Genomic DNA, 26,399 nt, shown 5'->3' with positions numbered 1-26,399 from the left:
CCGTTTGCGGTGTGGCGGAATCCTCCCTGAATCCGAGCCTGGTCAGCCGGATATCGGCGTTTTTGCGCCCGGACTGGACCCGGACCGTGCGGGCCCGGCGCTTCGCCGCGGCCGGGCTGGTCATGCTGGCCGGCGTTGCGGCGCTGCGGTCCAATCCAGAGGATGATCGCGCCGAGGTGGTGGTGGCCGCGCACGATCTGCGCCCCGGTACCGCATTGACTCCCGGTGATGTCAGGCTGGAAAAACGTTCGGCCACCACGCTTCCCGACGGGTCGCAAGCTGACCTGGACGCAGTGGTGGGTTCGACGCTGGCCAGCCCGACACGCCGTGGCGAGGTGCTCACCGACGTGCGTTTACTGGGCAGCCGGTTGGCCGAGTCGACTGCCGGCCCGGACGCCCGCATCGTGCCGCTGCATCTGGCTGACAGCGCTTTGGTCGACCTTGTTCGGGTCGGGGATGTGGTCGACGTGCTGGCCGCGCCGGTAACCGATTCGCCGGCAGCTCTACGGCTCTTGGCCACCGACGCCATCGTGGTCCTGGTCTCGGCCCAGCAGAAGGCCCAGGCGGCTGATAGTGACCGGGTCGTTTTGGTGGCGCTGCCAGCCCGGCTGGCCAATACGGTAGCCGGTGCGGCGCTGGGTCAGACGGTGACGCTGACCCTGCACTGAACACGCCATACCTTATCTTGTACACGTGTCAATGTTGTGCGCATGCCTACGGCCACGAGCATGATCCCGGCAGTCAGCCTGGGTGACCCGCAATTCACCGCCAACGTCCACGACGGGATTGCCCGGATTACAGAGCTGATCAATAGCGAACTCTCCCAGGCCGACGAGGTTATGCGCGACACGGTGGCGCACCTTGTCGACGCCGGCGGCACCCCGTTTAGACCGCTTTTCACGGTGCTTGCGGCGCAACTGGGCTCCGACCCCGACGGATGGGAGGTCACGGTCGCGGGGGCAGCCATCGAGTTGATGCACCTGGGGACGCTTTGTCACGACAGAGTCGTGGATGAGTCCGACATGAGCCGCAAGACACCTAGCGACAACACACGCTGGACCAACAACTTCGCAATCCTCGCCGGTGACTACCGATTCGCGACGGCCTCACAGCTAGCCTCGCGGCTGGACCCCGAGGCCTTCGCGGTCGTCGCCGAGGCGTTCGCCGAGCTGATCACCGGGCAGATGCGCGCGACCCGGGGCCCCGCCTCGCATATCGACACGATCGAGCATTACCTCCGAGTCGTGCACGAGAAGACCGGCTCTCTCATCGCAGCATCCGGACAGCTCGGAGCGGCACTCTCCGGCGCCGCCGAAGAGCAGATCCGCCGCGTAGCGCGCTTGGGGCGCATGATCGGTGCTGCGTTTGAGATCTCGCGCGACATCATCGCCATCTCCGGTGACTCCGCTACGCTATCGGGCGCCGACCTTGGCCAAGCTGTCCACACGCTGCCGATGCTCTACGCGCTGCGTGAGCAGACACCCGACACAAGCCGGCTGCGTGAGTTGCTGGCCGGACCGATCCACGACGACCACGTCGCCGAAGCCCTCACACTGCTGCGTTGCTCACCGGGCATAGGAAAGGCCAAGAATGTGGTAGCCGCCTATGCCGCACAGGCGCGAGAGGAGCTCCCCTATTTGCCTGACCGCCAACCTCGCCGAGCCCTTGCGACATTGATCGACCACGCGGTATCTGCGTGCGACTAGCGACACACCCCAGCAACTACCTGTTGACACAACGACGAATAAGTACTCTAGGGTTTGCAGCGATATCACAACTGCCCGACGACCATTCGAGAGCCTCTAAACCAAGAATCACCGGCAATTACCCGACTTCAAGACAGCCGTTGTACATAGCCGGTCATTTCAACGTATCCCCGACCACTGATCGGCATTCCTTGATAACGACCCTCAAGGGCAACCGCCCCTTCCCAGTAAGTCCTCGATAACCGCAGTTCTTGATTAGCCATTAATGCGGCCCCGCGCAGCGTCAAACCTATCCGTTCAATTTCGATTTCCCATGCAATCGGATAGGTGGCGCCACTCTGGTCACTGGTCCAACGATCAGTCGTCTTGATGCGGAAATCGGACGACTCGAGAGGGATCACGCCACCATCCCCGGCAACAAAGGTACCGCTGGAAAATCGGGTCACACTCCCATCCGCCTGTCGAATCTGAAAAAGCATCAAAGCGGTGCCATTGTAAAATTGGAGCCCGAACCAATCCCAACCCACATCTTCAGGGGCCAGCGCACTGGTCATGTACTCATGATCTTTCCAGCTCAAACCACTAACCATGAATGTGTCGCCATTAACACTGACAGTGCCCCGCGATTCTTGACGAACTAACGAGTAGTAGTTGGACGCGTTTCCCGGTTGCGCGCCTTTCACACTTAACCCAGCATTTCCTTGCAAGATAGGCGGCAGCGTTTGCGTCAATGTCAAATCCAACACCGTGTTCTGAGTTCGAGCAAACAATTGCACCGAATTGTTGTTGGATTCACGCGCATACCAATCGTCTAGCCACACCGCATACGGCTCCGAGCTAGCACCAGCCAAACCCAACGCCTGCCGACTGAATTTCTCAGCCGGATAAAAGCCCCTGTTCGAAATATCACTTATCGCGAAGTGGGCCATATAGACCTGGGTCGTGCGCCATGAAGAAGCATCCGCTATGGCGACCCCCTCGCCGGGTGGTGCGAGAGCCCTGCGGAAAAAAGTAAGCTGGTAGCCGAAAAGCCGACCGTCAGCAGTTTCCAGATTACCGGTGTAATACCACCATTCCGTCTGGTAATCGTAATGAGGACCCAAATCCCGGGGAAACCGAATGGCTCCCGGCACTGTGGCCAAGGAATATCCGGCGTTATTCTCATCGACCAAAACGCCAACTAAAGAGTCAGCAGCCACAGCATTCGTTCGCGGACGTTGCCACCACCAGAAAGCCACCAGCGTCAGCGTCAGAACCAGTACAACACCGGTCAATCCTGCTTTTCTCATGTACCGTCATTCCTCACGAATCGCCGTGCGAATCGTCATCCGTCCCAAACGCCAAGCGGGGTACATACCCGCCGCCAGGGCGGCCACCACCGCTACCAACAGGGCTCGAAGAAAATGCGCCGACTCAAAGTGCATCTGCAAGGTCCAGCCGAATGAGCGGACATTGATAATGCGGACAAGAATCCACACTAGAATACAACCAGTTGGCAAGGCCATCAAGCCGGCCATCCCGCCCATTAGGCCGGTCTCAATGAACATCAGCTTCCATAATTGGCGGGTAGTCATGCCAATGGCGCGAAAAACACCCAACTCATGAGCCCGGTCCAATTCCAAACTCATCAGCGCGCTCAGTACGCCAATAAAAGCCACCACCGTGGCCACCAGTTGCAACGCGATGGTAATGGTAAAACTACGATCAAATATGACCATTGATGCTTCGCGGACACTATGAGTCGATTGAATAACAATGTCTTCCCGACCCGCGAACGCGGCTTGTAGTTGATCTATCAAGGCACCGCTATTCGCACCCGATGCCAAAAAAAGAAACATGGTCGTCACGTCATCATCCTGCCAATGGGCCCGATAACTGGCGCGATCCATCAAAATCACACCTTGATCTGAGGTGTAGTCAGAGAAAACCGCCAGAACGGGGAACGTTTGTGGCCCCGAATCCGTCATTAGCGTGATCGGCCTTGGCGGCATCTGCAAGTGTTGTCGCGATACCATTGGCTCCGATAGCATCACCCCTTTCCCCGCCAAGAAACGTGGCCAGAGCGTGTCTTTATTGCCGTCGATCCACCTATATGGTCGCTTGCCGTCGGAAATATCACCCGACACCGCCATTAGTTCCACCTCACGCCCCCAGTCCGGGGCAAAAACGGAACTATACCGAGCCATAACTGCGTCACGCACTCCTGGCCATTTGCTTATATTCCGGACGGCATCCACAGGCAGATTACCGCTGGGGCGACCGGATGTTAAGGTCGGCGGAGACACATAGACATCCGACTTCAAAGTCACCTCTAGCCAATTGGCCAGCGTCTGTCGAAACGACCCCACCGATATGGAGACGCCTACCATCAAGGACACGGCCATCATCAGGGCGGCGATGGCGATAGAGGTGCGACTCAACGAGCGCACAATATTGCGTGGCGCCATTCGACCTATTGGACCGAGCAGCCGTCCTAAGCCAGGAGCTAAGCGCAACATTACAAACCGGGTCAGCGGCGGGGCAATAAGCGCCAGGGCAATCAGCACACTAAAGAGACCGACAAAGGCCACAACCAGGTTGTTGCCCGGCAACCACAGCATCAATACACCAAAGCTACCCAAACCAAACCACGCCACCCACAACCACGGCATGAGCTTGGTTATCTTGCTTTCCAGGGAGGAGCGCCGCAATGTGCTGGCAGGGACGGTGCGCATCGCTTCTATAGCCGGTGGCAGTGTGGCTAACATGGCGGCAAAGATGCCGATGATCAGCCCCTTCAACAAGCTTTCGGCGGAGACGGACACATTGCGAACATTGATGACAAAATAGAAATCATTGATGGTTTGAGTCACCAGGCCGATCAAGCCTTCGCCGAGCCAAATTCCAATCAAGAGGCCCAAGCCCGTACCAATCAGCCCGGCAACGAGGGATTCCGTCATTATCAGCCAAAATAACTGCTCTCGGGTTACACCCAAACAGCGCAATATGGCGAAAAACGGTCGCCGTTGCACGACATTAAATGTCACGGTATTGTAGATTAAAAAGATACCCACCAACAAGGCAATCAAACTGAGAGCGGTTAAATTGACCGTAAAAGCGTCCGTCATCTGTTTGACGGTGTCCCGTTGGGTATCCGACGTTTCCATACGCACACCGGCCGGCAGTCTTTGTTGGATGCGTGTTGCAGTGGCCTCATCTTTGATGATCAAATCGATGTGGCTCAGTCTTCCGGGCATATGGAACAACTCTTGGGCCGTGGAAATATCAGCAATGATAAGGTCGGACAATTTTTGATTGCTAACTTCATCTGCAGGTGTCAGCAATCCCACCAGGGTTACTGTGGTAGGCGCACCTTTCAGTTGCAGAGCAATGCGATCGCCCACAGCCAAGCCATACTTCTGTGCCACTTGTCGGCTTAACACGACACCGTTGGGTCGAGTCAAAAAGCCACCCAACTCGGCGATATTTTGGTTGGACCATAAAGGCGAGCGAAAAGCTGACTCCGCAAATGGGTCGGTGCCCATGAACTGCATAGCTCGGTTTCCCAGTCCGCGGGCCAACACATAGCCTTCGATTACCGGAGCGGAAAAATCGTACCCGTGTCGGCGCAGATCGACATAAAGCTGTTGGTCCACCCCGGCGGGGCCACTGACCAGCCGGTGAGTAGATTTTCCGGTGATGGCCGCGGCAGAGAGATCGAAGGCACGTTGCGCCGAATTACTGGATACATCGATAGCCACGATCATGGCAACGCCTAGCGCAATTCCCAGGACCAGCAGAATATATTGAAACGGCCGCTGACGCAGCCGACGCCACGCCGTGCGCCATAGTGGTGCATAAGCAACGGGAGCTTGGTCATTCATATGACGTGGGCAATAGGATCGTGCTGGCCGGCTGGTCGGTTTGATTTTCTCGGTTCACGGCAGGTATCAACCTGCCGCCCTGTAAGTTGACTACCCGGTCGGCATGCTGCGTCATCGACGGGCTATGCGTAGCCATGATTAAGGTTTTACCTGCTTGGCGGGTGAGATCAAGCAGAACATCCAAGACTTTATCCCCGGTATCGGAGTCCAGGTTGCCGGTCGGCTCATCGGCTAACACCAGCATGGGATTATGCGCCAACGCTCTGGAAATAGCGACCCGTTGTTGTTCTCCGCCGGAGAGTTTATCGGGAAAGGTGCGTTCACGGTCGGCCATGCCCACTTTTTCGAGAAGGTCACGAGCGACCACGGCCGCTTTCCTCTGAGAAACTCCGGCCAGTTCCTGAGGCAGCGTAATATTTTCCAACACGGTAAGAGTGGGAATCAGGTTGAAAAATTGAAAGACGATGCCAATCTGATCGCGCCGGAACAACGTCCGGTCTCGCTCGGTTTTCTGAGTGATAGCGAACCCATTAATTGTGACGTCACCTGTGGTGGGCTTTTCTATGCCACTGATGAGGTTCAGCAAAGTGCTTTTACCACTTCCACTTTGCCCCAGCAGCGCGACAAACTCACCGGGCTCGAAATCGAAGGTGATGTGGTCTAGGACTTGTCGTCGGGTTTCGCCTTCTCGGAATGTCCAGCTCAAGTTACTCAGCTGAACGATAGGTTGCCGGTTCATGTAGGTCCTTTGTTGGATATTTCGGCGGTAGTCTAGCCCGGATCGCTCACAGCTGAAGGCGTTGTTGGCGTGATGTCATCTCGATCACTGTCCTGGCCACCGCGCCATCCGTCGCCGCGTTCCCGACCGGCCGGTTACGCGCACACCACGGTCAGCGAAGTCAAGGGCATCCCGTCAACAAACAACAGCACCGGATCCCGGCAGCGTCAGCTCCCCATGGCAACGGCGATCCCAGCGTCGTGGCCATTGACACCACCTGGTCTAGTTTTTCTAGGTGTTCCACTCGCGGACTGCCGGCCGCCGACTGCAGAAAGGACATCGCATGCTCAAAGGATTCAAGGAGTTTCTCGCGCGGGGTAATATCGTCGACCTGGCTGTCGCGGTGGTAATCGGCACAGCGTTCACGGCGTTGGTCACCAAGTTCACCGACAGCATCATTACGCCGCTGATCAACCGGATCGGCGTCAACGCACAGTCCGACGTCGGCATCTTGCGGATCGGTATCGGCGGTGGTCAGACCATTGACTTGAACGTCTTGTTGTCGGCAGCGATCAACTTTTTCCTGATCGCGTTCGCGGTGTACTTCCTAGTCGTGCTGCCCTACAACACACTACGCAAGAAGGGGGAGGTCGAGCAGCCGGGCGACACCCAAGTCGTGCTGCTCACCGAAATCCGCGATCTGCTCGCGCAAACGAACGGGGACTCGCCGGGGAGGCACGGCGGCCGTGGGACACCATCGCCAACCGACGGGCCTCGCGCGAGCACAGAATCGCAATAGCCCGACACTCGATCCGGATTCAGATCTCCAAGCTCGACAACTGCCCGATGATCTGTGCCGCTAGCGGATTCAGCGTCGCCATTCCATCGCGCACCGCATAACGCGAACCCGCGAGGTTGACCACCAGCGTGCTGCCGGAGACACCCGCCAGGCCGCGCGACAACCCGGCGTCGACGATTCCCGCGGACAGCCCGGACGCGCGGATGGCCTCGGCGATACCGAGGATCTCGCGGTCCAGAATGTCGCGGGTGGCTTCCGGGGTGACATCGCGAGGCGTCACCCCGGTCCCGCCGACCGACACCACCAGGTCCACCCCGCCGATCACCGCTGTGTTCAGCGCATTTCGGATCTCGACCTCGTCGGCCGACACCGCCACCACGCCGTCGACAACAAACCCGGCCTCGGTGAGCAGCTCGGTGACAAGCGGCCCGCTGTGGTCTTCATCGCCGTGCGCCGTGCGATCGTCAACGACGACGACAAGTGCCCGGCCAACCACCAACTCCGCACGCTGTTCCATGGGTGCCACCGTATATCCGAGCTTTGAACACTGCGCGGCGACCTTCATCACTGCTCCGCCTTGCCGAGGGTGACTTGCACTGTGCGGCTACCGCCCGAGGGATCCTGAAAGGTTAGCGCCACCGTGGCGCCCGGCGCTTTGGACCGCACGGCGGCAACCAACGCGTCCGCGCTGTTGATCGGGCGGTCGTCGACCTTGGTGACAACGACGCCCTTCGGCACTCCAGCGTTCGCGGCAGCACCACCGGCCACTACTTCGACGATCTTGGCGCCCGGGGTGTCTTTGTCATTGGTCACCTGCACACCCAGGGAGGCATGTGACGCCTTGCCGGTGCTGATCAACTCGTCGGCGATGCGCTTGGCCTGGTCGACTGGAATCGCAAAACCGAGACCGATCGAGCCGCTCTGCGCATCGGCTGAGTCCGCGCCCAGCGTGGCAATGGCCGAGTTGACTCCGACGAGTTGAGCGTTCATGTTCACCAGCGCGCCCCCGGAGTTACCGGGGTTGATCGCGGCGTCGGTCTGAATGGCGTCCAGCACGGTGTTCTGGTTGCCGGCCTCGCCGGTCGTCGACACTGGACGGTTGAGAGCGCTGACGATCCCCGTGGTCACGGTGCCCTCCAAACCGAGCGGCGACCCGATCGCCAGCACCGGCTGACCGACCCTCAGGTCCGAGGAGGAACCCAGGGAGATCGGGGTGAGCCCGGAGACGCCCTGAACACGGACGACGGCGATATCACTGGTGGGGTCAGCCCCCACCACCGTGAAGGGTGCGGTCCGCCCGTCAGAGAAGGTTACCGTCGTTTTCGGCGGCGGACTGCCCAGGGGAGGCTTGGCGGCCGCCGCGATCACGTGGTTGTTGGTCAAGATCAGCCCCTCGGCAGACAGAATGATGCCGGAGCCCTCCTCCGACTGGCGGCCCAGATCGGTTTCCAACATGACGACACTGGGCACCACCTTGGCCGCCACCTGTTCGACCGACCCCGGCGGCATGTTTGCTGCGGGGATGCTTGGCGCCGCGCTGGCAGCCACTGGGCCGCCGCTGGGGCCGGCGGGTGCCCGGTTGAACCCGACCAGGGATGCGGCCGCGCCGCCGATGCCGGCGGACACCACCGCTATCGTCACCGCGCCGATGGCCAACATGCCTGCACGAGGGCGTTGGCGAACCATCCCAGGAGGGGGCGTCATGGTCGGAATCACGCCAGGTATCAGACCCGGCCGGGTACCACCCAACGCCTCGTAGGGTTGACGGTACTGGGTTGGCTGCGGGGGCGGGGACGGTGGGTAACGCCAGTCGAACTGCTGGCTGTACGTTTGCTGCTGCCCCTGAGCATAACCTGGGGTTCCCGGCTGCTGCGGCGGTGGCGAATACCGTGGGTGATTCGTCATGTCGCTAGGTTGCTCTTCCTGTACTAGGCCCACTACTCGGGCCAACTTGGCCATGCGTGGACTGGCATGGGTGTGGCTTTCAACAGTAACTGCACAACTAGGTTGCGCGCGTGGACTGAGATTCCACTGAGATAACGTTCGCCGAACCCCGAGAGTTCTCGATGTCCGTGCTCCGAGCGCCAGCCGTCGCACCGGGAAGCTGCGGAATCGGCATCCGACGGCCGGGGAGCAGCACGTAAATCGACGTTCCAGGGGGCTGGCCGCCTGGGTCGGTGTCTTCGATGCGCAGCAATCCGCCGTGGTTGAGCACCACCTGTTTGACGATCGCCAACCCGAGGCCCGAACCCGGCAACGCCCGTGCCGATGCCGACCGGTAAAACCGTTCAAACACCAGACGGCGCTCCTGCACGGGAATGCCCGGGCCGCGGTCGGAAACCACCAGCTCAGCGTGCGACGCGTCGAGCTGGCTCAGCCTGACACCCACGTGGCCGCCCGGCGGGCTCCACTTCGCGGCGTTGTCCATCAGGTTAAGCGCCATCCGCGACAATCCAGCGGTATCGCCATAAACCTGCCACCCAATCACCTCGACGTCGAAATGGATATCGTTGCGCCGCCGCCTGACCCGCTCCAGGCTGCGGTCGACGACGTCAGCCATGTCGACCGGCTCGTGCACCACTTCTCCGGCGTCGCCTCGGGACAGGTCCACCAAATCGCCTACCAGTGTGGACAATTCCTCGATTTGAGCCAGCACATCGGCACGCAGGTCGACCATCTCCTGCTTGGGTAGCCGCGGAGCCCCCGGGGCCATCGAGGCCATCAAGAGTTCGACATTGGTGCGCAGCGACGTTAGCGGGGTACGCAATTCATGTCCGGCGTCGGTAACCAGCCTTGCCTGCCGTTCCCGTGACTCGGCCAGCGCCCGCAGCATTAAATTGAATGCCTCTGTCAGCCTGGCCAATTCGTCGCTGCCGAAGACGGGGATGGGCCGCAGGTCGTCGGTTCGCGCCACCCGCTCGGCCGCTTCGGTGAGGCGGCCCACCGGCCTCAGCCCGGCCCGGGTGACCATCCCCCCGGCCACCGCGGCGACCGCCACCCCGATCCCACCCACGATCAATAGCACCCAACGCAGCTTGTTCATGACTGCTTCGGTGGGCTTGAGACTTTTGGAGATCAGCAGCGAACTACCGTTGGTCAGACGGATGGCAAGCACCCGTTGGTCGGCGGTGGTGCGCCGCGACATGAACAACTCGCCACGGATCACCGCCTTCTCGGCAGCACCGACCGGCAGCGTCTGGCCCGGCTGTTGAGCGGTGTAGATGGACTGGCCGGGGTTGACCAGCATCGCGTTGACATCCGAATAGGCGGTACCCTCGATTGCCTTACCCGGATCAGCTGCCAGCGAGCCACTGGCGATGAGCAGTTGCGCCCGGCTCTGCAGTTGGTTGTCGATGTCGCTGTAGAGCGCGGCCGAGATCACCGCATAGACGGCGAACGACATCAGCACAACCACCATCGCGACCATGGACATCGCCAGCAGCATGACCCGCCACCGCAGGGATAATGAGCTGGTGGCGCGCAGCGGCGCCCGGTCTCGGCGGCGGAACCACCACATCAGGGTGGTGTTTCACGTAGCACGTAACCCACTCCGCGCACAGTGTGGATCAGCCGCGGCTCGCCGTCGGCCTCGGTCTTGCGGCGTAGATACCCGACGTAGACTTCCAGCGCGTTGCCCGAGGTGGGAAAGTCGAATCCCCATACCTCTTCCAGGATACGGCTGCGCGTCAGCACTCGCCGCGGATTGGCGATCAGCATCTCCAGCAATGCAAATTCGGTGCGGGTCAGGCTGATCCGGCGCTGTCCACGGTTGACTTCGCGGGTTACCGGGTCCAGCGTCAGGTCGGAGAACCTCATGGCCATCGACTCGGCGGCATCCTCGGGCTTGGTGCGGCGCAGCAGCGCCCGCATCCGTGCCAGCAGCTCTTCGAGGGCGAACGGCTTTGGTAGGTAGTCGTCGGCACCGGCGTCCAGCCCGGCCACCCGCTCGGACACCGAGTCGCGCGCGGTCAGCACCAGAATCGGCAGGTCGTCGCCGGTGCTGCGGAGCTGACGGCACACCTCGAGGCCGTCCAGCCGCGGCATCATGACATCCAGGACCAACGCGTCGGGGCGATCGCTGGCAATCATGTCGAGCGCCTCAACCCCGTCGTGGGCCAGTTCGACCGAATAGCCATTGAAGGAAAGCGACCGGCGCAGCGACTCGCGCACCGCACGATCGTCGTCAACGACAAGAATTCGCACGGACACCAGTGTCGTCGCAGCGCCTGAGACTGGCCTGAGAGGCGCGCCGTGGTATGCGGGTTTGTTCGACGAGGTTTAGCCACATCAGCCACATTGGCCCCATGGACGGGTTTTGTTTGGTGGTCAAGAGTAGGGCGATTTGTGCTGCTTGGCGGAAGAGTTCTCGTCCGCGCGGGTTTCGCCTGCTGCCACACGATGAGGGCAGAACCCCAGGTGCAGTGTGCACCACGTTCCACCAATGTTGGTGCGGTTTGTGCCTGCGCCCAGGCGTGGAACGGCAGGGATCGTCCGAATAAACGGTTACCCACCGCGGCGGTAACAGGCGGTGGGCCGCCCGCATCTCAACATCGTCGCGGTCAGGAGGATTTCGATGTCGTTTGTCAACGTGGCCCCACAGTTAGTGTCCACAGCCGCGGCCGATGCAGCGCGGATCGGCTCGGCGATCAACACCGCCAACACCGCGGCGGCGGCGACCACCCAGGTGTTGGCCGCCGCCCAAGACGAGGTGTCAACGGCGATCGCCGCGCTGTTCGGCAGCCACGGCCAGCACTATCAAGCGATCAGCGCGCAGGTCGCGGCCTACCAGGAACGGTTCGTGCTGGCCTTAAGCCAAGCTAGCAGCACCTACGCGGTCGCCGAAGCGGCCAGCGCAACACCGCTGCAGAACGTGCTCGATGCGATCAACGCACCCGTTCAGTCGCTGACCGGGCGCCCATTGATCGGCGACGGCGCGAACGGGATCGACGGGACCGGGCAAGCCGGCGGTAACGGCGGGTGGCTGTGGGGCAACGGCGGCAACGGCGGGTCGGGGGCACCCGGGCAGGCCGGCGGCGCCGGCGGGGCGGCCGGGTTGATCGGCAACGGTGGGGCCGGCGGAGCTGGCGGCCAGGGCCTACCCTTTGAGGCCGGCGCGAACGGCGGAGCCGGCGGCGCCGGTGGATGGCTGTTCGGCAACGGCGGGGCCGGTGGTGTCGGCGGGGCCGGCGGAGCCGGCACAACCTTCGGTGTGGCCGGCGGTGACGGTGGCACCGGCGGGGTTGGTGGTCACGGCGGGTTAATCGGTGTGGGTGGACACGGCGGGGACGGCGGGACCGGCGGCACCGGCGGCGCGGTCAGCCTCGCCCGCGCCGGCACCGCCGGCGGCGCCGGCGGCGGCCCGGCCGGCGGTATCGGCGGTACGGGTGGGGTCGGCGGTGCCGGTGGGGCCGCCGGCGCCGTCACCACCATCACCCACGCCAGCTTCAACGATCCGCACGGGGTGGCGGTCAACCCGGGCGGCAACATCTACGTCACCAACCAGGGCAGCAACACGGTGTCGGTGATCGACCCGGTCACCAACACCGTCACCGGCTCCATCACCGACGGCAACGGTCCAAGCGGGGTGGCGGTCAGCCCCGTCACCGGCCTGGTCTTCGTGACCAACTTCGACAGCAACACGGTGTCGGTGATCGACCCGAACACCAACACCGTCACCGGCTCCATCCCCGTCGGTACCGGTGCGTATGGGGTGGCGGTCAACCCAGGCGGCAACATCTACGTCACCAACCAGTTCAGCAACACGGTGTCGGTGATCGACCCGGCCACCAACACCGTCACCGGCTCCCCCATCCCCGTCGGACTCGACCCGACAGGGGTGGCGGTCAACCCCGTCACCGGCGTGGTCTACGTCACTAACTCTCTCGACGACACGGTGTCGGTGATCACCGGAGAGCCGGCGCGCTCGGTGTGTTCGGCGGCCATATGATCGTCGGCCGCCGGCGCGTCAGCGCTTATCGAAATCGATGAGGCCGAGCCGGGCGGCCTTGAGCAAGCGCCGAGGCACCTTGTGGGCGTGACCGGCGACGGTCACACCGACCAGCTCGGTCTTGGCGGCCTTCCACTGCGAGCGCCGGCTTCGGGTATTCGAGCGCGACTTTCTGCGCTTGGGCACAGCCATGGTGGGCCTTCCTCTTTTGGTATGGGCTTCCGCACGCAGGTGGGCGCGGCGACAATCGCGTCGACAATGACGTGGAGGATACCGGTTGAAGACGGCCCGGCCCAATTCCGGGCCGGGGTTGGGCCCGGGCGTGACCGTCAGTTCACGGTTGTCGCCCCGATGGTGGTGGGGCTGTGGGACAGGAATCGGCGACCAGGGTGGCAATGGCCGAGTTGACGCCGACGAGTTGAGCGGTCGCCTCACCGGTCGTCGACATGGGGCCGGTTCAGTGCGCTGACCGGTGAGCGTGAGCAGCGATTTGTGCTGCTTAACGCAGGAGTTCTCGTCCGCGCGGGTTTCGCCTGCTGACACACGATGAGGGCAGAACCCCAGGTGCAGTGTGCACCACGTTCCACCAATGTTGGTGCGGTTTGCGCCTGCGCCCAGGCGTGGAACGGCAGGGATCGTCCGAATAAACGGTTACCCACCGCAGGGGTAACAGGCGGTGGGCCGCCCGCATCTCAACATCGTGGCGGTCAGGAGGATTTCGATGTCGTTTGTCAACGTGGCCCCACAGTTAGTGTCCACAGCCGCGGCCGATGCGGCGCGGATCGGCTCGGCGATCAACACCGCCAACACCGCGGCGGCGGCGACCACCCAGGTGTTGGTCGCCGCCCAAGACGAGGTGTCAACGGCGATCGCGGCGCTGTTCGGCAGCCACGGCCAGCACTATCAAGCGATCAGCGCGCAGGTCGCGGCCTATCAGGAACGGTTCGTGCTGGCCTTAAGCCAAGCTGGCAGCACCTACGCGGTCGCCGAAGCGGCCAGCGCAACACCGCTGCAGCAGATCGAGCAGGCCCTGTTGGGGGTGATCAACACGCCGACTGAGGCGCTGGTGGGGCGCAAGCTGATCGGTGACGGCGCCCACGGGGCGCCCGGCACCGGGCAGGCCGGCGGGGCCGGCGGCATCTTGTGGGGCAACGGCGGCAATGGCGGGTCGGGGGCACCCGGACAGGCCGGCGGCGCCGGCGGGGCGGCCGGGTTGATCGGCAACGGTGGGGCCGGCGGCACCGGCGGCGCGGTCAGCCTCGCCCGCGCCGGCACGGCCGGCGGTGCCGGCCGCGGCCCGGTCGGCGGTATCGGCGGTGCGGGTGGGGTCGGCGGTGCCGGTGGGGCCGCCGGCGCCGTCACCACCATCACCCACGCCAGCTTCAACGATCCGCACGGGGTGGCGGTCAACCCGGGCGGCAACGTCTACGTCACCAATTTCGGCAGCGGCACGGTGTCGGTGATCAACCCCGCCACCAACACCGTCACCGGCTCCCCCATCACCATCGGCAACGGTCCAAGCGGGGTGGCGGTCAGCCCCGTCACCGGCCTGGTCTTCGTGACCAACTTCGACAGCAACACGGTGTCGGTGATCGACCCGACCACCAACACCGTCACCGGCTCCCCCATCACCGTCGGCACCGCTCCGACCGGGGTGGCGGTCAACCCCGTCACCGGCGAGGTCTATGTCACCAACTTCGCCGGCGACACGGTGTCGGTAATCAGCTGACACCAGCCCGCCCGGTGTGTTCGGCCCGCACCCGTCCGGCCGGGCCCTCCACTGCGAGCGCCGGCTTCGGGTGTTCGCGCGCGACTTTCTGCGCGTGGGCACAGCCATGGTGGGCCTTCCTCTTTGGTATGAGCTTCCGCGCGCAGATGAGCGCGGCGACAATCGAGAACGCCCGCTGCAGACGCCCCTTCCCTATCACGAGCCAGGGAGGGGCCGTCAGTTAAAGGTGGTCGTCCCGATGGCGGTGGGGCTGTAGGAGACGTATATCGGTTGCTGCGCGAAGGGGACGTGCCCGGTGTTCATCACGCCGCCGGAGGTGACAAATGGGGTGTTTGTCGCGGTGGTGGTGTAGGAGTACAACAGCGTCTGGCCGTCGCTGGTGTAGACCGAAATGGTCGTTCCCGCCGGCACGAATCCCCCGGACGGCAGGCTGGCGAGGGCTGACGGGATGGTTCCGTTGATGCCGCCGGAGTCGAACATCACCGGAGCTTGTTGCAGCGGCCCGTTGTCGATCTGAACAGCCACGGTGGAAATCGGTGCTCCAGAAATCGTGATACCGCCGGTTAATGTGTTGGGACCGAACTGCAGGATGCCCGCCGATTCGTCGATGAGCACACCGTTGTTGAGCAGGCCGGGCATCGCGGTAACGATGGAGCTGGTGCCCGGGAACCCGTTGTTGGGCCCGATTCCCAAGACGCCCACCGCACCGGATCTCGACAAGAAGTTGCCCAGGGTTCCCGGTGATGACGAGGTGACGACGTTAACGCTGGTCGGCAGGGTGAGAAGGCCATTGCCGAAATCCACCGTCGTTGAGTAGGTGTTGTAGTTGTAGGTCAGCCCGCCGGCGTAACCGGCGGTGCCCGTCCCGATGACGGGGCCGAAGTTCTGCGTCAGGAATTGGCTGTCCATGACCAGACCGGTGGATCCGGTGTCGAGCAGCACGGGCACCATTTGGCCGCCGTTTAAGGAGATGAATACCACCGGCTCGGTGGTATTCACCAGCTGCAGCGGTACGGTCGCGTTGGTCAACGTGGTGCTGCCGATGCCGCCGGTGGCCCCGTTGAGGCCGATGTTGCCGTTGTGGCCGCCGAGCAGGGTGCCGAGCCCGCCGGTGCCGCCGGCACCGTTGGTGCCGAACGTGCCGTTAATTCCGCCGAAGCCGCCGTTGCCACCGTTGCCGCCATTGCCGCCATCGGCACCGTTGCCGCCGAAACCTCCGGCACCGCCGGAGCCCGCGGTGCCACCGGTGCCGGCGCCACCGGCGTTGCCGCCGGCGCCGCCGCTGCCACCTTCACCGCCGTAGGCGCCGCGACCGGAGAATTGGGCGGCGCCGCCGTGGCCGGCGTTGCCGCCGTCGCCGCCGCGGCCCGAGTCCCCCCCGCGACCCCCGTCGGCCCCGACCCCACCCGTGCCGCCGGTGCCGCCGGCTCCCCCAACACCGCCGGCACCACCGTCGCCGCCGTTGTTGGCTTGGGCATTGAAGGTGCCGCTGCCGTCACCGCCGGCGCCGCCGCCACCGCCCGGGCCGCCGTCGCCACCCCGGCCGCCATCGAAGCCGATGTCGCCCTGCCCGCCGTCTCCACCGGCGCCGCCGGCACCGCCTTCGCCGCCGGTCCCGCCGGTTCCGATGGGCAGCCCTTGGGGCGCGGGCTGTTGGAAGTAGCCGTGGCCCGGCGCGCCGCCCGCCCCGGCCGCCCCGCCGTCACCGCCGGTGCCGCCGGCCCCTCCGGCGCTGCCAACACCGACGCCGCCGTTGCCGCCGCCGCCGCCATTGCCGCCATCACTTCCCGCGGTGGCCATGCCACCGGCGCCGCCGCGGCCGCCGTTACCGCCATTGCCGGCGGCCCCGCCGATGCTGCCGTTACCGCCAGTGCCGCCGATGCCGCCCGCGCCGCCGTCGCCGCCGGCGCCTGCGCCGCCGCCGCCAACGCCGCCACTACCGCCGGCGCCGCCCTGGCCGCCGTCGCCGCCGTGCCCACCCGCACCCTGGCTGCCGCCGATCCCACCCGCCGAACCACCGATCCCGCCGGCGCCGCCGGCTCCCCCGTCGCCGCCCTGGCCGCCTTGCTCACCAATGCCGACCGTGATGCCCTCAGCGGCCCAGCCGTTGCCGCCAGCACCGCCCTGGCCACCCATGCCGCCGGTACCGCCATCGCCGTTGATTCCCCCGTGGCCGAACAACGCCGAGCCGTGGCCGCCGACCCCGCCCGCGCCGCCGATGCCGCCGATGCCCCCGATGCCGCCGGTGCCGCCGGCGGGACCGGCAGCCATGCCCGCGCCGCCCGTCCCGCCGGAGCCCCCAAGTCCGCCGGAGCCACCCTGGCCGCCGGCACCACCGTTGCCGAATAGCAGCCCGCCGTTGCCGCCGGCGCCGCCGGCGCCGCCGATGCCGCCGCTTCCGCCGTTGGCGCCGTTGCCCCCGGGCAGGCCCGCGGTGCCAGCGGCACCGGCGATGCCCGGCCCCCCGACACCGCCATGACCGCCGTGGCCGAACAGGCCGGCATCACCGCCCCGGCCGCCCGGCTGTCCGGGAGCCCCGGACCCGCCGTTACCGCCGTTGCCCCACAAGATTCCGCCCGCCCCACCGTTCTGCCCGGTCCCCGGCGCCCCGTGGGTGCCATCGCCGATCAGCGGACGACCCACCAACGTCTGGGTGGGCGCATTGATCACACCCAGCACCTGCTGCTCGGTCTTCAACAGCACGCCATTGCCGACGTCGACGACCGCATACAGCTGCCCCGCATTGGTCAATGTCTGCGCGAACTGCACGTGGAAGGCCGTCACCTGGACGCTCAGCGTTTGATAGTCCCGCGCGTAGCTGGAAAACAGCGCCGCGATCGCCGCCGAAACCTCGTCGGCGGCGGCGGGCGCCAACGCCGTCGTTCGGACCGCTGCCATCGCGTTGGCCTCGCTGATCATGGACGCGATACCGCCCAGATCCGACGCCGCCGACGCGAGCACCGGCGGTGCTGTGACCACGAAGGACATGGCGCTGACCTCCTGGGGCCGGCAAAGCACCCGGCGTCCCGTAGCGAAACGGACTCTACTCCAATGGACGGCGCAGACCGGGCCGCTTCGACTCAGGAAGCGATCTCCGTCGCGAAACAGGGCAGTGCTAACCTACCGGTTGGTTGGTAGCGTCGCCGATCCCAAGGGAGGAATCGCATGGCCCCTGACTGTGGTGCCGTGCGTATCGGAAACTGCTCGGGCTTCTACGGCGACCGCCTCTCCGCCATGCGCGAGATGCTGACCGGCGGCGAGCTGGACTATCTCACCGGCGACTACCTGGCCGAGCTGACCATGTTGATTCTCGGTCGCGACCGCATGAAAAACCCCGATCGCGGCTACGCGAAGACCTTCCTGGCCCAGCTCGAGGACTGCCTGGGCCTGGCCCATGACCGCGGGGTGCGCATCGTCACCAACGCCGGTGGCCTGAACCCCGCCGGGCTGGCCAACGCGGTGCGGGCGCTGGCCGCGCGCCTGGGCATTCCGGCGCAGGTCGCCCACGTGGAAGGCGACGACCTGCAACCACGGGCGGCCGAACTGGGGCTGGGGACGCCACTGACGGCCAACGCCTACCTGGGCGCATGGGGCATCGTCGACTGCTTCGAGCGCGGCGCCGACGTCGTGGTCACCGGCCGGGTCACCGACGCCTCGGTGGTCGTCGGGGCGGCGGCCGCGCACTTCGGCTGGGGCCGCACCGACTACCACCGACTGGCCGGCGCCGTGGTGGCCGGGCACGTGATCGAATGCGGAGTCCAGGCCACCGGCGGCAACTACGCGTTCTTCACCGAGATAGGCGACCTCACTCACGCCGGCTTCCCGCTGGCCGAGATCGCTGCCGACGGCTCGTCGGTGATCACCAAGCACCACGGCACCGGCGGCCTGGTCAGCGTCGACACCATCACCGCGCAGCTGCTCTACGAGATCACGGGCGCTCGGTATGCCAACCCGGATGTGACGGCCCGGATGGACAGCGTCGAACTGTCGCCCGACGGGCCGGATCGAGTGCGCATTAGCGGCGTGATCGGCGAACCGCCGCCGCCGACCTACAAGGTGTCGCTGAACAGCATCGGCGGCTTCCGCAACGCCATGACATTCGTGCTGACCGGCCTGGACATCGATGCCAAGGCCGACTTGGTGCGACGCCAGCTCGAGGCCGCGCTGACCGTCAAACCCGCTGAGCTGCAATGGACGCTGGCCCGCACCGACCACCCCGACGCCGACACCGAAGAAACCGCCAGCGCGCTGCTCACCTGCGTCGCCCGCGATCCCGACCCTGCCAATGTGGGTCGGCAATTCTCCTCGGCCGCGGTCGAATTGGCGCTGGCCAGCTACCCGGGGTTCACCGCCACCGCCCCGCCCGGTGACGGCCAGGTGTATGGCGTGTTCACCCCCGGCTACGTCGACGCCGGCAAGGTGGCGCACATCGCCGTGCACGCCGACGGCACCCGCACCGAGATTCCCTGCGCCACTGAGACGTTGGAGCTGGCGCCGGCACATCCCCCGGCGCTGCCCGACCCGCTGCCGGCTGGCCCGACCCGGCGCGTACCGCTGGGCCTGATCGCTGGCGCCCGCAGCGGCGACAAGGGCGGATCGGCCAACGTCGGCGTGTGGGTACGCACCGACGAGCAGTGGCGCTGGCTGGCGCACACGCTGACCGTCGAGCTACTCAAGGAGCTGCTGCCAGAAACGGCAGGCCTGGTCGTCACCCGTCACGTGCTGCCGAATCTGCGGGCACTGAACTTCGTCATCGAGGCAATCCTCGGCCAGGGCGTCGCCTACCAGGCCCGCTTCGACCCGCAGGCCAAGGGACTGGGTGAGTGGCTGCGCAGCCGCCACGTCGAGATCCCGGAGACCCTGTTGTGAACATCTGGACCACACCGGAGCGCCAACAGCTGCGAAAAACGGTGCGCGCCTTTGCCGAGCGCGAGATCCTGCCGCACGTCGACGAGTGGGAAAGGATCGGCGAGTTGCCCCGCGGCCTGCACCGGCTCGCCGGGGCCGCCGGGCTGCTGGGCGCCGGCTTTCCCGAGGCGGTCGGTGGTGGCGGCGGTGACGGCGCCGACCCCGTCATCATCTGCGAGGAGATGCACCAGGCCGGCGCCCCGGGCGGGGTGTATGCGTCCCTGTTCACCTGCGGTATCGCCGTACCGCACATGGTCGCATCCGGCGACGAACGGCTGATCGCCACGTACGTGCGGCCCACCTTGGCCGGGGAGAAGATCGGCGCGCTGGCCATCACCGAACCCGGCGGCGGCTCCGACGTCGGGCATCTACGGACCAGCGCGGTACGGGACGGCGACCATTACGTGATCAACGGCGCCAAGACCTACATCACCTCCGGCGTGCGGGCCGACTACGTGGTCACCGCGGTGCGAACCGGTGGACCCGGTGCCGCCGGGGTTTCGCTGCTGGTGGTGGAAAAGGACACCCCCGGCTTTGAGGTGACCCGCAAGCTGGACAAGATGGGCTGGCGTTCCTCGGATACCGCCGAGCTGTGCTACACTGACGTGGCCGTGCCGGCGACTAACCTCGTGGGCGCCGAGAACAGCGGCTTCACCCAGATCGCCCGGGCATTTGTTTCCGAGCGCATCGGCCTTGCCGCCCAGGCGTATTCGAGCGCCCAGCGGTGCCTGGACCTCACCGCGCAGTGGTGCCGGGACCGCGAGACGTTCGGTCGGCCGCTGATTTCACGCCAGTCGGTGCAGAACACGCTGGCCGAGATGGCCCGCCGCATCGACGTCGCCCGGGTCTATGCGCACCATGTGGTGGAACGCCAGCTCGCCGGCGAGACCGACCTGATCGCGCAGGTGTGTTTCGCCAAGAACACCGCCGTGCAGGCCGGGGAGTGGGTTGCCAACCAGGCCGTACAGCTGTTCGGCGGCATGGGTTACATGGCCGAATCCGAAGTCGAACGCCAATACCGGGACATGCGAATCCTCGGTATCGGAGGCGGCACCACCGAAATACTGACCGCTTTGGCCGCCAAAACCCTGGGGTATCAATCGTGACCGTGCTGCAATCCACACTGGACCCGAACGCTTCCGCCTACGACGAGGCGGCCGCGACGATGAGCGGCAAGCTCGACGAGATCAACGCCGAACTGGCCAAGGCGCTCGCCGGCGGTGGCCCCAAATACGTCGACCGGCACCACGCCCGCGGCAAGCTGACACCACGGGAACGCATCGAGCTGCTCGTCGACCCGGACTCCCCGTTCCTGGAGCTGAGCCCGCTGGCCGCCTACGGCAGCAACTTCCAGATCGGCGCCAGCCTGGTCACCGGCATCGGCGCGGTCTGCGGCGTGGAATGCATGATCGTCGCCAACGACCCGACGGTCAAGGGCGGCACCAGCAATCCGTGGACGCTTCGAAAGATACTGCGGGCCAACCAGATCGCCTTCGAAAACCGGCTTCCCGTCATTTCGCTGGTGGAATCCGGCGGGGCCGATCTGCCCACCCAGAAAGAGATTTTCATCCCCGGCGGACAGATGTTCCGCGACCTGACCCGGCTGTCGGCGGCCGGGATCCCGACCATTGCGCTGGTTTTCGGCAACTCCACCGCGGGCGGTGCCTACGTCCCCGGCATGTCCGATCACGTGGTGATGATCAAGGAACGCTCCAAGGTGTTTTTGGCCGGCCCGCCGCTAGTGAAGATGGCCACCGGCGAAGAGTCCGACGACGAGTCGCTGGGCGGCGCCGAAATGCACGCCCTCATATCGGGTTTGGCCGACTATTTTGCGCTCGACGAGCTCGACGCGATCCGCATCGGACGCCGCATCGTGGCGCGACTGAACTGGATCAAACAGGGACCCGCACCCGCTCCGGTGACCGAGCCGCTGTTCGACGCCGAGGAGCTAATCGGCATCGTGCCCCCGGATCTGCGCATCCCATTCGACCCGCGCGAGGTGATCGCCCGCATCGTCGATGGCTCCGAGTTCGACGAATTCAAGCCGCTGTACGGGTCGTCTCTGGTGACCGGCTGGGCTCGGTTGCACGGCTATCCGCTGGGCATCCTGGCCAACGCCCGCGGCGTGCTGTTCAGCGAGGAATCACAGAAGGCCACCCAGTTCATCCAGCTGGCCAACCGGGCCGACACGCCGCTGTTGTTCTTACACAACACCACCGGCTACATGGTGGGCAAGGACTACGAGGAAGGCGGGATGATCAAGCATGGCTCGATGATGATCAACGCCGTGTCCAACTCGACCGTCCCGCACATCTCGCTGCTGATCGGCGCGTCCTACGGCGCCGGGCACTACGGCATGTGCGGGCGCGCCTACGACCCGCGCTTCCTATTCGCCTGGCCCAGCGCCAAGTCCGCGGTGATGGGCGGCGCCCAGCTGTCGGGCGTGCTGTCCATCGTGGCCCGGGCGGCAGCCGAAGCCCGCGGGCAGCAAGTCGACGAAGCCGCCGACGCGGCGATGCGGGCCGCCGTCGAGGGCCAGATCGAAGCCGAGTCGCTACCGTTGGTGCTGTCCGGGATGCTTTACGACGACGGGGTGATCGACCCGCGCGACACCCGCACCGTGCTGGGAATGTGTTTGTCCGCCATCGCCAATGGCCCGATCAAGGGGACGTCGAACTTCGGCGTCTTCCGGATGTGATGCTGATGGGAATCACTCGAGTATTGGTTGCTAACCGCGGCGAGATCGCCCGGCGGGTGTTCGCCACCTGCCGCCGGCTGGGGCTCGGCACCGTCGCCGTCTACACAGACCCGGATGCCGCGGCACCGCATGTCGCCGAGGCCGACGCCCGGGTCCGGCTGCCGCAGACCACCGACTATCTGAACGCCGAGGCGATCATCGCGGCCGCGCAGGCAGCCGGAGCCGACGCGGTGCATCCCGGCTACGGATTCCTCTCGGAGAACGCCGAATTCGCGGCCGCCGTGCAGGAGGCCGGCCTAACCTGGGTCGGGCCACCGGTGGACGCGGTGCGCGCGATGGGCTCCAAAATCGAGTCCAAGAAGCTGATGGCCGCCGCCGGGGTGCCGGTGCTCGAGGAACTCGACCCCGACGCCGTCACCACCGCGCAGCTGCCGGTGCTGGTGAAGGCGTCGGCGGGCGGTGGCGGTCGCGGCATGCGAGTGGTTCACGAATTATCGGCCCTGCCGGCCGAAGTCGAAGCCGCGCGACGTGAAGCCCAATCCGCGTTCGGCGACCCGACCGTATTCTGCGAGCGCTACCTGCCCACCGGGCACCACGTCGAAGTGCAAGTCATGGCCGACACCCATGGCACCGTGTGGGCGGTCGGGGAACGGGAATGCTCGATTCAGCGCCGCCACCAGAAGATCATCGAAGAGGCACCGTCGCCGCTGGTGGAACGCGTACCGGGGATGCGGGCCAAGCTGTTCGACGCGGCCCGGCTGGCGGCCAGCGCGATCGGCTACACCGGGGCAGGCACGGTGGAGTTCCTCGCCGATGACTCACCTGGCCGGGAAGGTGAGTTCTACTTCCTGGAGATGAACACCCGGCTACAGGTCGAGCACCCGGTCACCGAAGAGACCACCGGGCTGGATCTGGTCGAACTGCAGCTCATGATTGCCGACTGCGGGCGACTCGACACCGAACCTCCCCCCGCCCAGGGATATTCGATCGAGGCCCGCCTCTACGCCGAGGATCCCGCGCATGGCTGGCAGCCACAGGCAGGCGTGATGCACACGATTGAGGTTCCGGGGGTTCGGGCGCAGTTCGACTCGTTGGGACAGCGGACCGGCATCCGGCTGGATTCCGGGATCGTCGACGGTTCCACAGTGTCGATCCACTACGACCCAATGCTGGCCAAGGTCGTCTCCTACGGTGCCACCCGCCGGCAGGCCGCGCTTGTGTTGGCCGATGCGCTGGTACGCGCCCGGCTGCACGGTCTGCGCACCAACCGTGAGCTCTTGGTCAACGTGCTGCGTCATCCGGCGTTCCTCGACGGCGCCACCGACACCGGGTTTTTCGACACGCACGGCATGGCCGAGTTGTCGACACCGCTGGCCGACACCGCGACCCTCCGGTTGTCGGCGATCGCCGCCGCGCTGGCCGACGCCGAGCACAATCGGGCGAGCGCGGGCGTGTTCAGCTCGATTCCCAGCGGCTGGCGCAACCTGGCCTCGGGCTATCAGGTCAAGACCTATCGTGACGACGCGGACACCGAACACCGCGTCGAATACCGGTTCACCAGAACGGGTCTGGCGCTTCCCGGCGATCCGGTGGTACAGCTGGTCTCGGCTGACGTGGACCAGGTGGTGCTCGCCCAGGACGGGGTCGCACACGGCTTCACGGTTGCCCGCCACGGCCCCGACGTCTACGTCGACTCGGCGCGCGGACCCGTTCACCTGGTGGCACTGTCACGCTTCCCCGAGCCGAGCTCGGCCGTCGAGCAAGGCTCGCTGGTGGCCCCCATGCCCGGCAACGTCATCCGGATCGGCGCCGAGGTTGGCGACACGGTCACGGCCGGTCAGCCGTTGATCTGGCTGGAGGCCATGAAGATGGAACACACCATCGCCGCGCCTGCCGACGGCGTGCTCACCCACGTCAGCGTCAACACGGGTCAACAGGTCGAAGTAGGCGCCATTCTCGCACGAGTAGAAGCACCTCAAAATGGCCCAGCAGAAGGAGATCCACCGTGACAGACACCAGCTTTATCGAAAGCGAGGAACGTCAGGCGCTGCGCAAGGCGGTGGCCTCTTGGGTGGCCAACTATGGCCACGAGTACTACCTGGACAAGGCGCGCAAACACGAACACACCAGCGAGTTATGGGCCGAGGCAGGCAAACTCGGTTTTTTGGGGGTGAATCTGCCCGAAGAGTACGGCGGCGGCGGCGCAGGCATGTACGAACTGTCGCTGGTGATGGAGGAGATGGCCGCCGCCGGCTCGGCGCTGCTGCTGATGGTGGTGTCACCGGCCATCAACGGAACCATCATCGCCAAGTTCGGCACCGACGATCAGAAGAAGCGCTGGTTGCCGGGCATCGCCGACGGCTCGTTGACCATGGCGTTCGCCATCACCGAGCCCGACGCCGGCTCCAACTCACACAAGATCACCACCACCGCGCGTCGCGACGGCAGCGACTGGATCATCAAGGGCCAGAAAGTCTTTATTTCTGGCATCGACCAGGCGCAGGCGGTGCTGGTCGTGGGCCGCAGCGAGGAAGCCAAAACCGGCAAGCTACGCCCCGCGTTGTTCGTGGTGCCCACCGACGCTCCCGGGTTCAGCTACACCCCGATCGAGATGGAGCTGGTCAGCCCCGAACGCCAGTTCCAGGTTTTCCTCGACGACGTCCGGCTACCCGCCGATGCGCTGGTTGGAGCCGAAGACGCGGCGATCGCACAGCTTTTCGCGGGCCTGAACCCCGAGCGCATCATGGGTGCGGCTAGCGCGGTGGGCATGGGCCGGTTCGCACTCGGCAGGGCCGTCGACTACGTCAAAACCCGCAAGGTGTGGTCCACCCCGATCGGCGCGCACCAGGGCCTGGCACATCCGTTGGCGCAGTGCCACATTGAGGTCGAACTCGCCAAGCTGATGACCCAGAAAGCCGCCACACTCTACGACCATGGTGACGACTTCGGTGCGGCCGAGGCGGCCAACATGGCCAAATACGCTGCGGCCGAGGCATCCAGCCGCGCGGTCGATCAGGCCGTACAGTCGATGGGCGGCAACGGCCTCACCAAGGAATATGGCGTGGCAGCGATGATGACCTCGGCCCGCTTGGCGCGGATCGCCCCGATCAGCCGCGAGATGGTGCTGAACTTCGTTGCGCAGACATCGCTGGGTCTGCCCCGGTCCTACTGATGGACAGCCCCGTCGACTACGCTGGCCCGGCCGCCTGCGGCGGCCCCTTCGCCAGGCTGACACTGAACTCTCCGCACAACCGCAACGCGCTGTCGAGCACGCTGGTCAGCCAACTACATCAAGGGCTGAGTGCGGCCGAAGCAGATCCGGCGGTGCGGCTGGTCGTGCTGGGGCATACCGGCGGAACGTTCTGCGCCGGCGCGGACCTCAGCGAGGCCGGCGGTGGTGGTGGTGATCCGTACCGGATGGCGGTGGCGCGGGCGCGGGAAATGACGGCGCTGTTGCGCGCCATCGTCGAGTCGCCGCTGCCGGTGGTCGGCGCCATCAACGGGCATGTGCGGGCCGGCGGGTTCGGCCTGGTCGGTGCGTGCGACATGGTGGTCGCCGGACCGGAAAGCACGTTCGCGCTGACCGAGGCACGGATCGGGGTGGCACCGGCGATCATCTCGCTGACGCTGCTGCCCAAGCTTTCGCCGCGCGCCGCGGCCCGCTATTACCTGACCGGCGAGAAGTTCGGCGCCCGCGAAGCCGCCGACATCGGACTGATCACCATGGCGGCCGACGACGTGGACGCCGCGGTGGCCGCGCTGGTCGCCGACGTGGGCCGCGGCTCGCCACAAGGCCTGGCCGCGTCGAAGGCGCTGACCACGGCCGCCGTGCTCGAAGGGTTCGACCGCGACGCCGAACGCCTGACCGAGGAGTCGGCCAGGCTGTTCGTCTCCGACGAAGCGCGCGAAGGGATGCTGGCCTTCCTGCAGAAACGTCCGCCCCGCTGGGTCCAGCCGGCGACGATGCGGGCCGCTGACTAGGCCCGCCGGGCCCCCGCCTACGACGCAGGAGGTTGGGAACAGCCTATTCC

Annotated in this window: 21 protein-coding genes; 12 read left to right on the top strand and 9 right to left on the bottom strand. The window is 65.4% G+C overall.

Annotated elements, in window-relative coordinates; genetic code table 11:
• Positions 1–11: 11 nt before the first annotated feature.
• Positions 12–668: an SAF domain-containing protein gene (locus FF952_RS05270; protein ID WP_003405138.1), complete on the top strand. Its 657-nt coding sequence runs from the start codon at positions 12–14 to the stop codon at positions 666–668.
• Positions 669–728: 60 nt separating this feature from the next.
• Positions 729–1,706, top strand: a complete 978-nt coding sequence (grcC, locus tag FF952_RS05265; RefSeq protein WP_003405136.1) for a polyprenyl-diphosphate synthase GrcC — start codon at positions 729–731, stop codon at positions 1,704–1,706.
• Positions 1,707–1,834: 128 nt separating this feature from the next.
• Here the strand turns inward: grcC and FF952_RS05260 are convergent, their stop codons facing one another.
• The 3 genes from FF952_RS05260 to FF952_RS05250 are packed head-to-tail and all read right to left on the bottom strand — an operon-like array spanning position 1,835 to position 6,308.
• Positions 1,835–2,995 (bottom strand): lipocalin-like domain-containing protein, encoded by a 1,161-nt coding sequence (locus FF952_RS05260; RefSeq protein ID WP_003405133.1) that lies wholly within the window; start codon positions 2,993–2,995, stop codon positions 1,835–1,837.
• A gap of 6 nt (positions 2,996–3,001) precedes the next feature.
• Positions 3,002–5,569: an ABC transporter permease gene (locus FF952_RS05255; protein WP_015631242.1), complete on the bottom strand. Its 2,568-nt coding sequence runs from the start codon at positions 5,567–5,569 to the stop codon at positions 3,002–3,004.
• The gene (locus FF952_RS05250) at positions 5,562–6,308 is read right to left on the bottom strand and encodes an ABC transporter ATP-binding protein (RefSeq protein WP_003900248.1); all 747 of its coding nucleotides are present in this window, start codon (positions 6,306–6,308) and stop codon (positions 5,562–5,564) included. The genes FF952_RS05255 and FF952_RS05250 overlap by 8 nt, the downstream gene beginning before the upstream one ends.
• A gap of 322 nt (positions 6,309–6,630) precedes the next feature.
• On the opposite strand from FF952_RS05250, the gene mscL reads away from it, so the two are divergent.
• Positions 6,631–7,086 (top strand): large-conductance mechanosensitive channel protein MscL, encoded by a 456-nt coding sequence (mscL, locus tag FF952_RS05245; protein ID WP_003405128.1) that lies wholly within the window; start codon positions 6,631–6,633, stop codon positions 7,084–7,086.
• A 19-nt stretch (positions 7,087–7,105) separates the two neighbouring features.
• Here mscL and FF952_RS05240 read toward each other — a convergent pair whose 3' ends face one another.
• The 4 genes from FF952_RS05240 to mprA are packed head-to-tail and all read right to left on the bottom strand — an operon-like array spanning position 7,106 to position 11,289.
• Positions 7,106–7,651: a MogA/MoaB family molybdenum cofactor biosynthesis protein gene (locus tag FF952_RS05240; protein ID WP_003405127.1), complete on the bottom strand. Its 546-nt coding sequence runs from the start codon at positions 7,649–7,651 to the stop codon at positions 7,106–7,108.
• Entirely contained in the window at positions 7,651–9,045 is a 1,395-nt protein-coding gene (gene pepD / locus FF952_RS05235; RefSeq protein ID WP_003901059.1) for a serine protease PepD, read from the bottom strand. The genes FF952_RS05240 and pepD overlap by 1 nt, the downstream gene beginning before the upstream one ends.
• Before the next feature lie 43 nt (positions 9,046–9,088).
• Positions 9,089–10,603, bottom strand: coding sequence for a two-component system sensor histidine kinase MprB (gene mprB / locus FF952_RS05230; protein ID WP_003405123.1), 1,515 nt, complete (start codon positions 10,601–10,603; stop codon positions 9,089–9,091).
• Positions 10,603–11,289, bottom strand: a complete 687-nt coding sequence (mprA, locus tag FF952_RS05225; protein WP_014588181.1) for a two-component system response regulator MprA — start codon at positions 11,287–11,289, stop codon at positions 10,603–10,605. The genes mprB and mprA overlap by 1 nt, the downstream gene beginning before the upstream one ends.
• A 370-nt stretch (positions 11,290–11,659) precedes the next feature.
• Here mprA and FF952_RS05220 point away from each other — a divergent pair, with 370 nt between their 5' ends.
• Positions 11,660–13,033 carry a PE-PGRS family protein gene (locus tag FF952_RS05220; protein ID WP_010950477.1) on the top strand — a complete coding sequence of 458 codons (1,374 nt, stop codon included), beginning with the start codon at positions 11,660–11,662 and terminating at the stop codon, positions 13,031–13,033.
• A gap of 18 nt (positions 13,034–13,051) precedes the next feature.
• On the opposite strand, the gene rpmF is transcribed toward FF952_RS05220, so the two are convergent.
• Positions 13,052–13,225 (bottom strand): 50S ribosomal protein L32, encoded by a 174-nt coding sequence (gene rpmF / locus FF952_RS05205; RefSeq protein ID WP_003405053.1) that lies wholly within the window; start codon positions 13,223–13,225, stop codon positions 13,052–13,054.
• 21 nt (positions 13,226–13,246) lie between these two features.
• On the opposite strand from rpmF, the gene FF952_RS05200 reads away from it, so the two are divergent.
• Positions 13,247–13,441 (top strand): hypothetical protein, encoded by a 195-nt coding sequence (locus FF952_RS05200; protein ID WP_003907536.1) that lies wholly within the window; start codon positions 13,247–13,249, stop codon positions 13,439–13,441.
• Positions 13,442–13,754: 313 nt separating this feature from the next.
• Positions 13,755–14,762 (top strand): PE-PGRS family protein, encoded by a 1,008-nt coding sequence (locus tag FF952_RS20700; protein WP_010950476.1) that lies wholly within the window; start codon positions 13,755–13,757, stop codon positions 14,760–14,762.
• Positions 14,763–14,978: 216 nt separating this feature from the next.
• On the opposite strand, the gene FF952_RS05180 is transcribed toward FF952_RS20700, so the two are convergent.
• Positions 14,979–17,750 carry a PecA family PE domain-processing aspartic protease gene (locus tag FF952_RS05180; protein ID WP_010886098.1) on the bottom strand — a complete coding sequence of 924 codons (2,772 nt, stop codon included), beginning with the start codon at positions 17,748–17,750 and terminating at the stop codon, positions 14,979–14,981.
• A 198-nt stretch (positions 17,751–17,948) separates the two neighbouring features.
• Between FF952_RS05180 and FF952_RS05175 the strand changes: the two genes are divergently transcribed.
• Genes FF952_RS05175 through FF952_RS05150 form a run of 6 tightly spaced genes read left to right on the top strand, consistent with a single transcriptional unit; the run spans position 17,949 to position 26,349 of the window.
• Positions 17,949–19,631 carry an acyclic terpene utilization AtuA family protein gene (locus FF952_RS05175; RefSeq protein ID WP_003404960.1) on the top strand — a complete coding sequence of 561 codons (1,683 nt, stop codon included), beginning with the start codon at positions 17,949–17,951 and terminating at the stop codon, positions 19,629–19,631.
• Positions 19,628–20,776, top strand: a complete 1,149-nt coding sequence (locus FF952_RS05170; RefSeq protein WP_003898670.1) for an acyl-CoA dehydrogenase family protein — start codon at positions 19,628–19,630, stop codon at positions 20,774–20,776. The genes FF952_RS05175 and FF952_RS05170 overlap by 4 nt, the downstream gene beginning before the upstream one ends.
• Before the next feature lie 2 nt (positions 20,777–20,778).
• Positions 20,779–22,368 (top strand): acyl-CoA carboxylase subunit beta, encoded by a 1,590-nt coding sequence (locus tag FF952_RS05165; protein ID WP_003907532.1) that lies wholly within the window; start codon positions 20,779–20,781, stop codon positions 22,366–22,368.
• 5 nt (positions 22,369–22,373) lie between these two features.
• Positions 22,374–24,377, top strand: a complete 2,004-nt coding sequence (locus FF952_RS05160) for an acetyl/propionyl/methylcrotonyl-CoA carboxylase subunit alpha (RefSeq protein WP_003904517.1) — start codon at positions 22,374–22,376, stop codon at positions 24,375–24,377.
• Positions 24,374–25,540 carry an acyl-CoA dehydrogenase family protein gene (locus tag FF952_RS05155; RefSeq protein WP_003898667.1) on the top strand — a complete coding sequence of 389 codons (1,167 nt, stop codon included), beginning with the start codon at positions 24,374–24,376 and terminating at the stop codon, positions 25,538–25,540. Before FF952_RS05160 ends, FF952_RS05155 begins: the two co-directional genes overlap by 4 nt.
• Positions 25,540–26,349, top strand: coding sequence for an enoyl-CoA hydratase family protein (locus FF952_RS05150; protein ID WP_003404949.1), 810 nt, complete (start codon positions 25,540–25,542; stop codon positions 26,347–26,349). The genes FF952_RS05155 and FF952_RS05150 overlap by 1 nt, the downstream gene beginning before the upstream one ends.
• The last annotated feature ends 50 nt before the right edge of the window (positions 26,350–26,399 follow it).

The sequence above is a fragment of the Mycobacterium tuberculosis complex sp. N0072 genome, assembly GCF_030323725.1.
Taxonomy (GTDB): Bacteria; Actinomycetota; Actinomycetes; order Mycobacteriales; family Mycobacteriaceae; genus Mycobacterium; species Mycobacterium tuberculosis.
This window is presented reverse-complemented; position numbering and strand designations above follow the sequence as displayed.

Bases quoted from the DNA above. Each gene is read 5' to 3' on its own strand.
- grcC (WP_003405136.1), top strand. From the start codon at position 729: ATGATCCCGGCAGTCAGCCTGGGTGACCCGCAATTCACCGCCAACGTC.
- FF952_RS05260 (WP_003405133.1), bottom strand. From the start codon at position 2,995: ATGAGAAAAGCAGGATTGACCGGTGTTGTACTGGTTCTGACGCTGACG.
- FF952_RS05255 (WP_015631242.1), bottom strand. From the start codon at position 5,569: ATGAATGACCAAGCTCCCGTTGCTTATGCACCACTATGGCGCACGGCG.
- FF952_RS05250 (WP_003900248.1), bottom strand. From the start codon at position 6,308: ATGAACCGGCAACCTATCGTTCAGCTGAGTAACTTGAGCTGGACATTC.
- mscL (WP_003405128.1), top strand. From the start codon at position 6,631: ATGCTCAAAGGATTCAAGGAGTTTCTCGCGCGGGGTAATATCGTCGAC.
- FF952_RS05240 (WP_003405127.1), bottom strand. From the start codon at position 7,651: ATGAAGGTCGCCGCGCAGTGTTCAAAGCTCGGATATACGGTGGCACCC.
- pepD (WP_003901059.1), bottom strand. From the start codon at position 9,045: ATGGCCAAGTTGGCCCGAGTAGTGGGCCTAGTACAGGAAGAGCAACCT.
- mprB (WP_003405123.1), bottom strand. From the start codon at position 10,603: ATGTGGTGGTTCCGCCGCCGAGACCGGGCGCCGCTGCGCGCCACCAGC.
- FF952_RS05220 (WP_010950477.1), top strand. From the start codon at position 11,660: ATGTCGTTTGTCAACGTGGCCCCACAGTTAGTGTCCACAGCCGCGGCC.
- rpmF (WP_003405053.1), bottom strand. From the start codon at position 13,225: ATGGCTGTGCCCAAGCGCAGAAAGTCGCGCTCGAATACCCGAAGCCGG.
- FF952_RS05200 (WP_003907536.1), top strand. From the start codon at position 13,247: ATGGGCTTCCGCACGCAGGTGGGCGCGGCGACAATCGCGTCGACAATG.
- FF952_RS20700 (WP_010950476.1), top strand. From the start codon at position 13,755: ATGTCGTTTGTCAACGTGGCCCCACAGTTAGTGTCCACAGCCGCGGCC.
- FF952_RS05180 (WP_010886098.1), bottom strand. From the start codon at position 17,750: ATGTCCTTCGTGGTCACAGCACCGCCGGTGCTCGCGTCGGCGGCGTCG.
- FF952_RS05160 (WP_003904517.1), top strand. From the start codon at position 22,374: ATGGGAATCACTCGAGTATTGGTTGCTAACCGCGGCGAGATCGCCCGG.
- FF952_RS05150 (WP_003404949.1), top strand. From the start codon at position 25,540: ATGGACAGCCCCGTCGACTACGCTGGCCCGGCCGCCTGCGGCGGCCCC.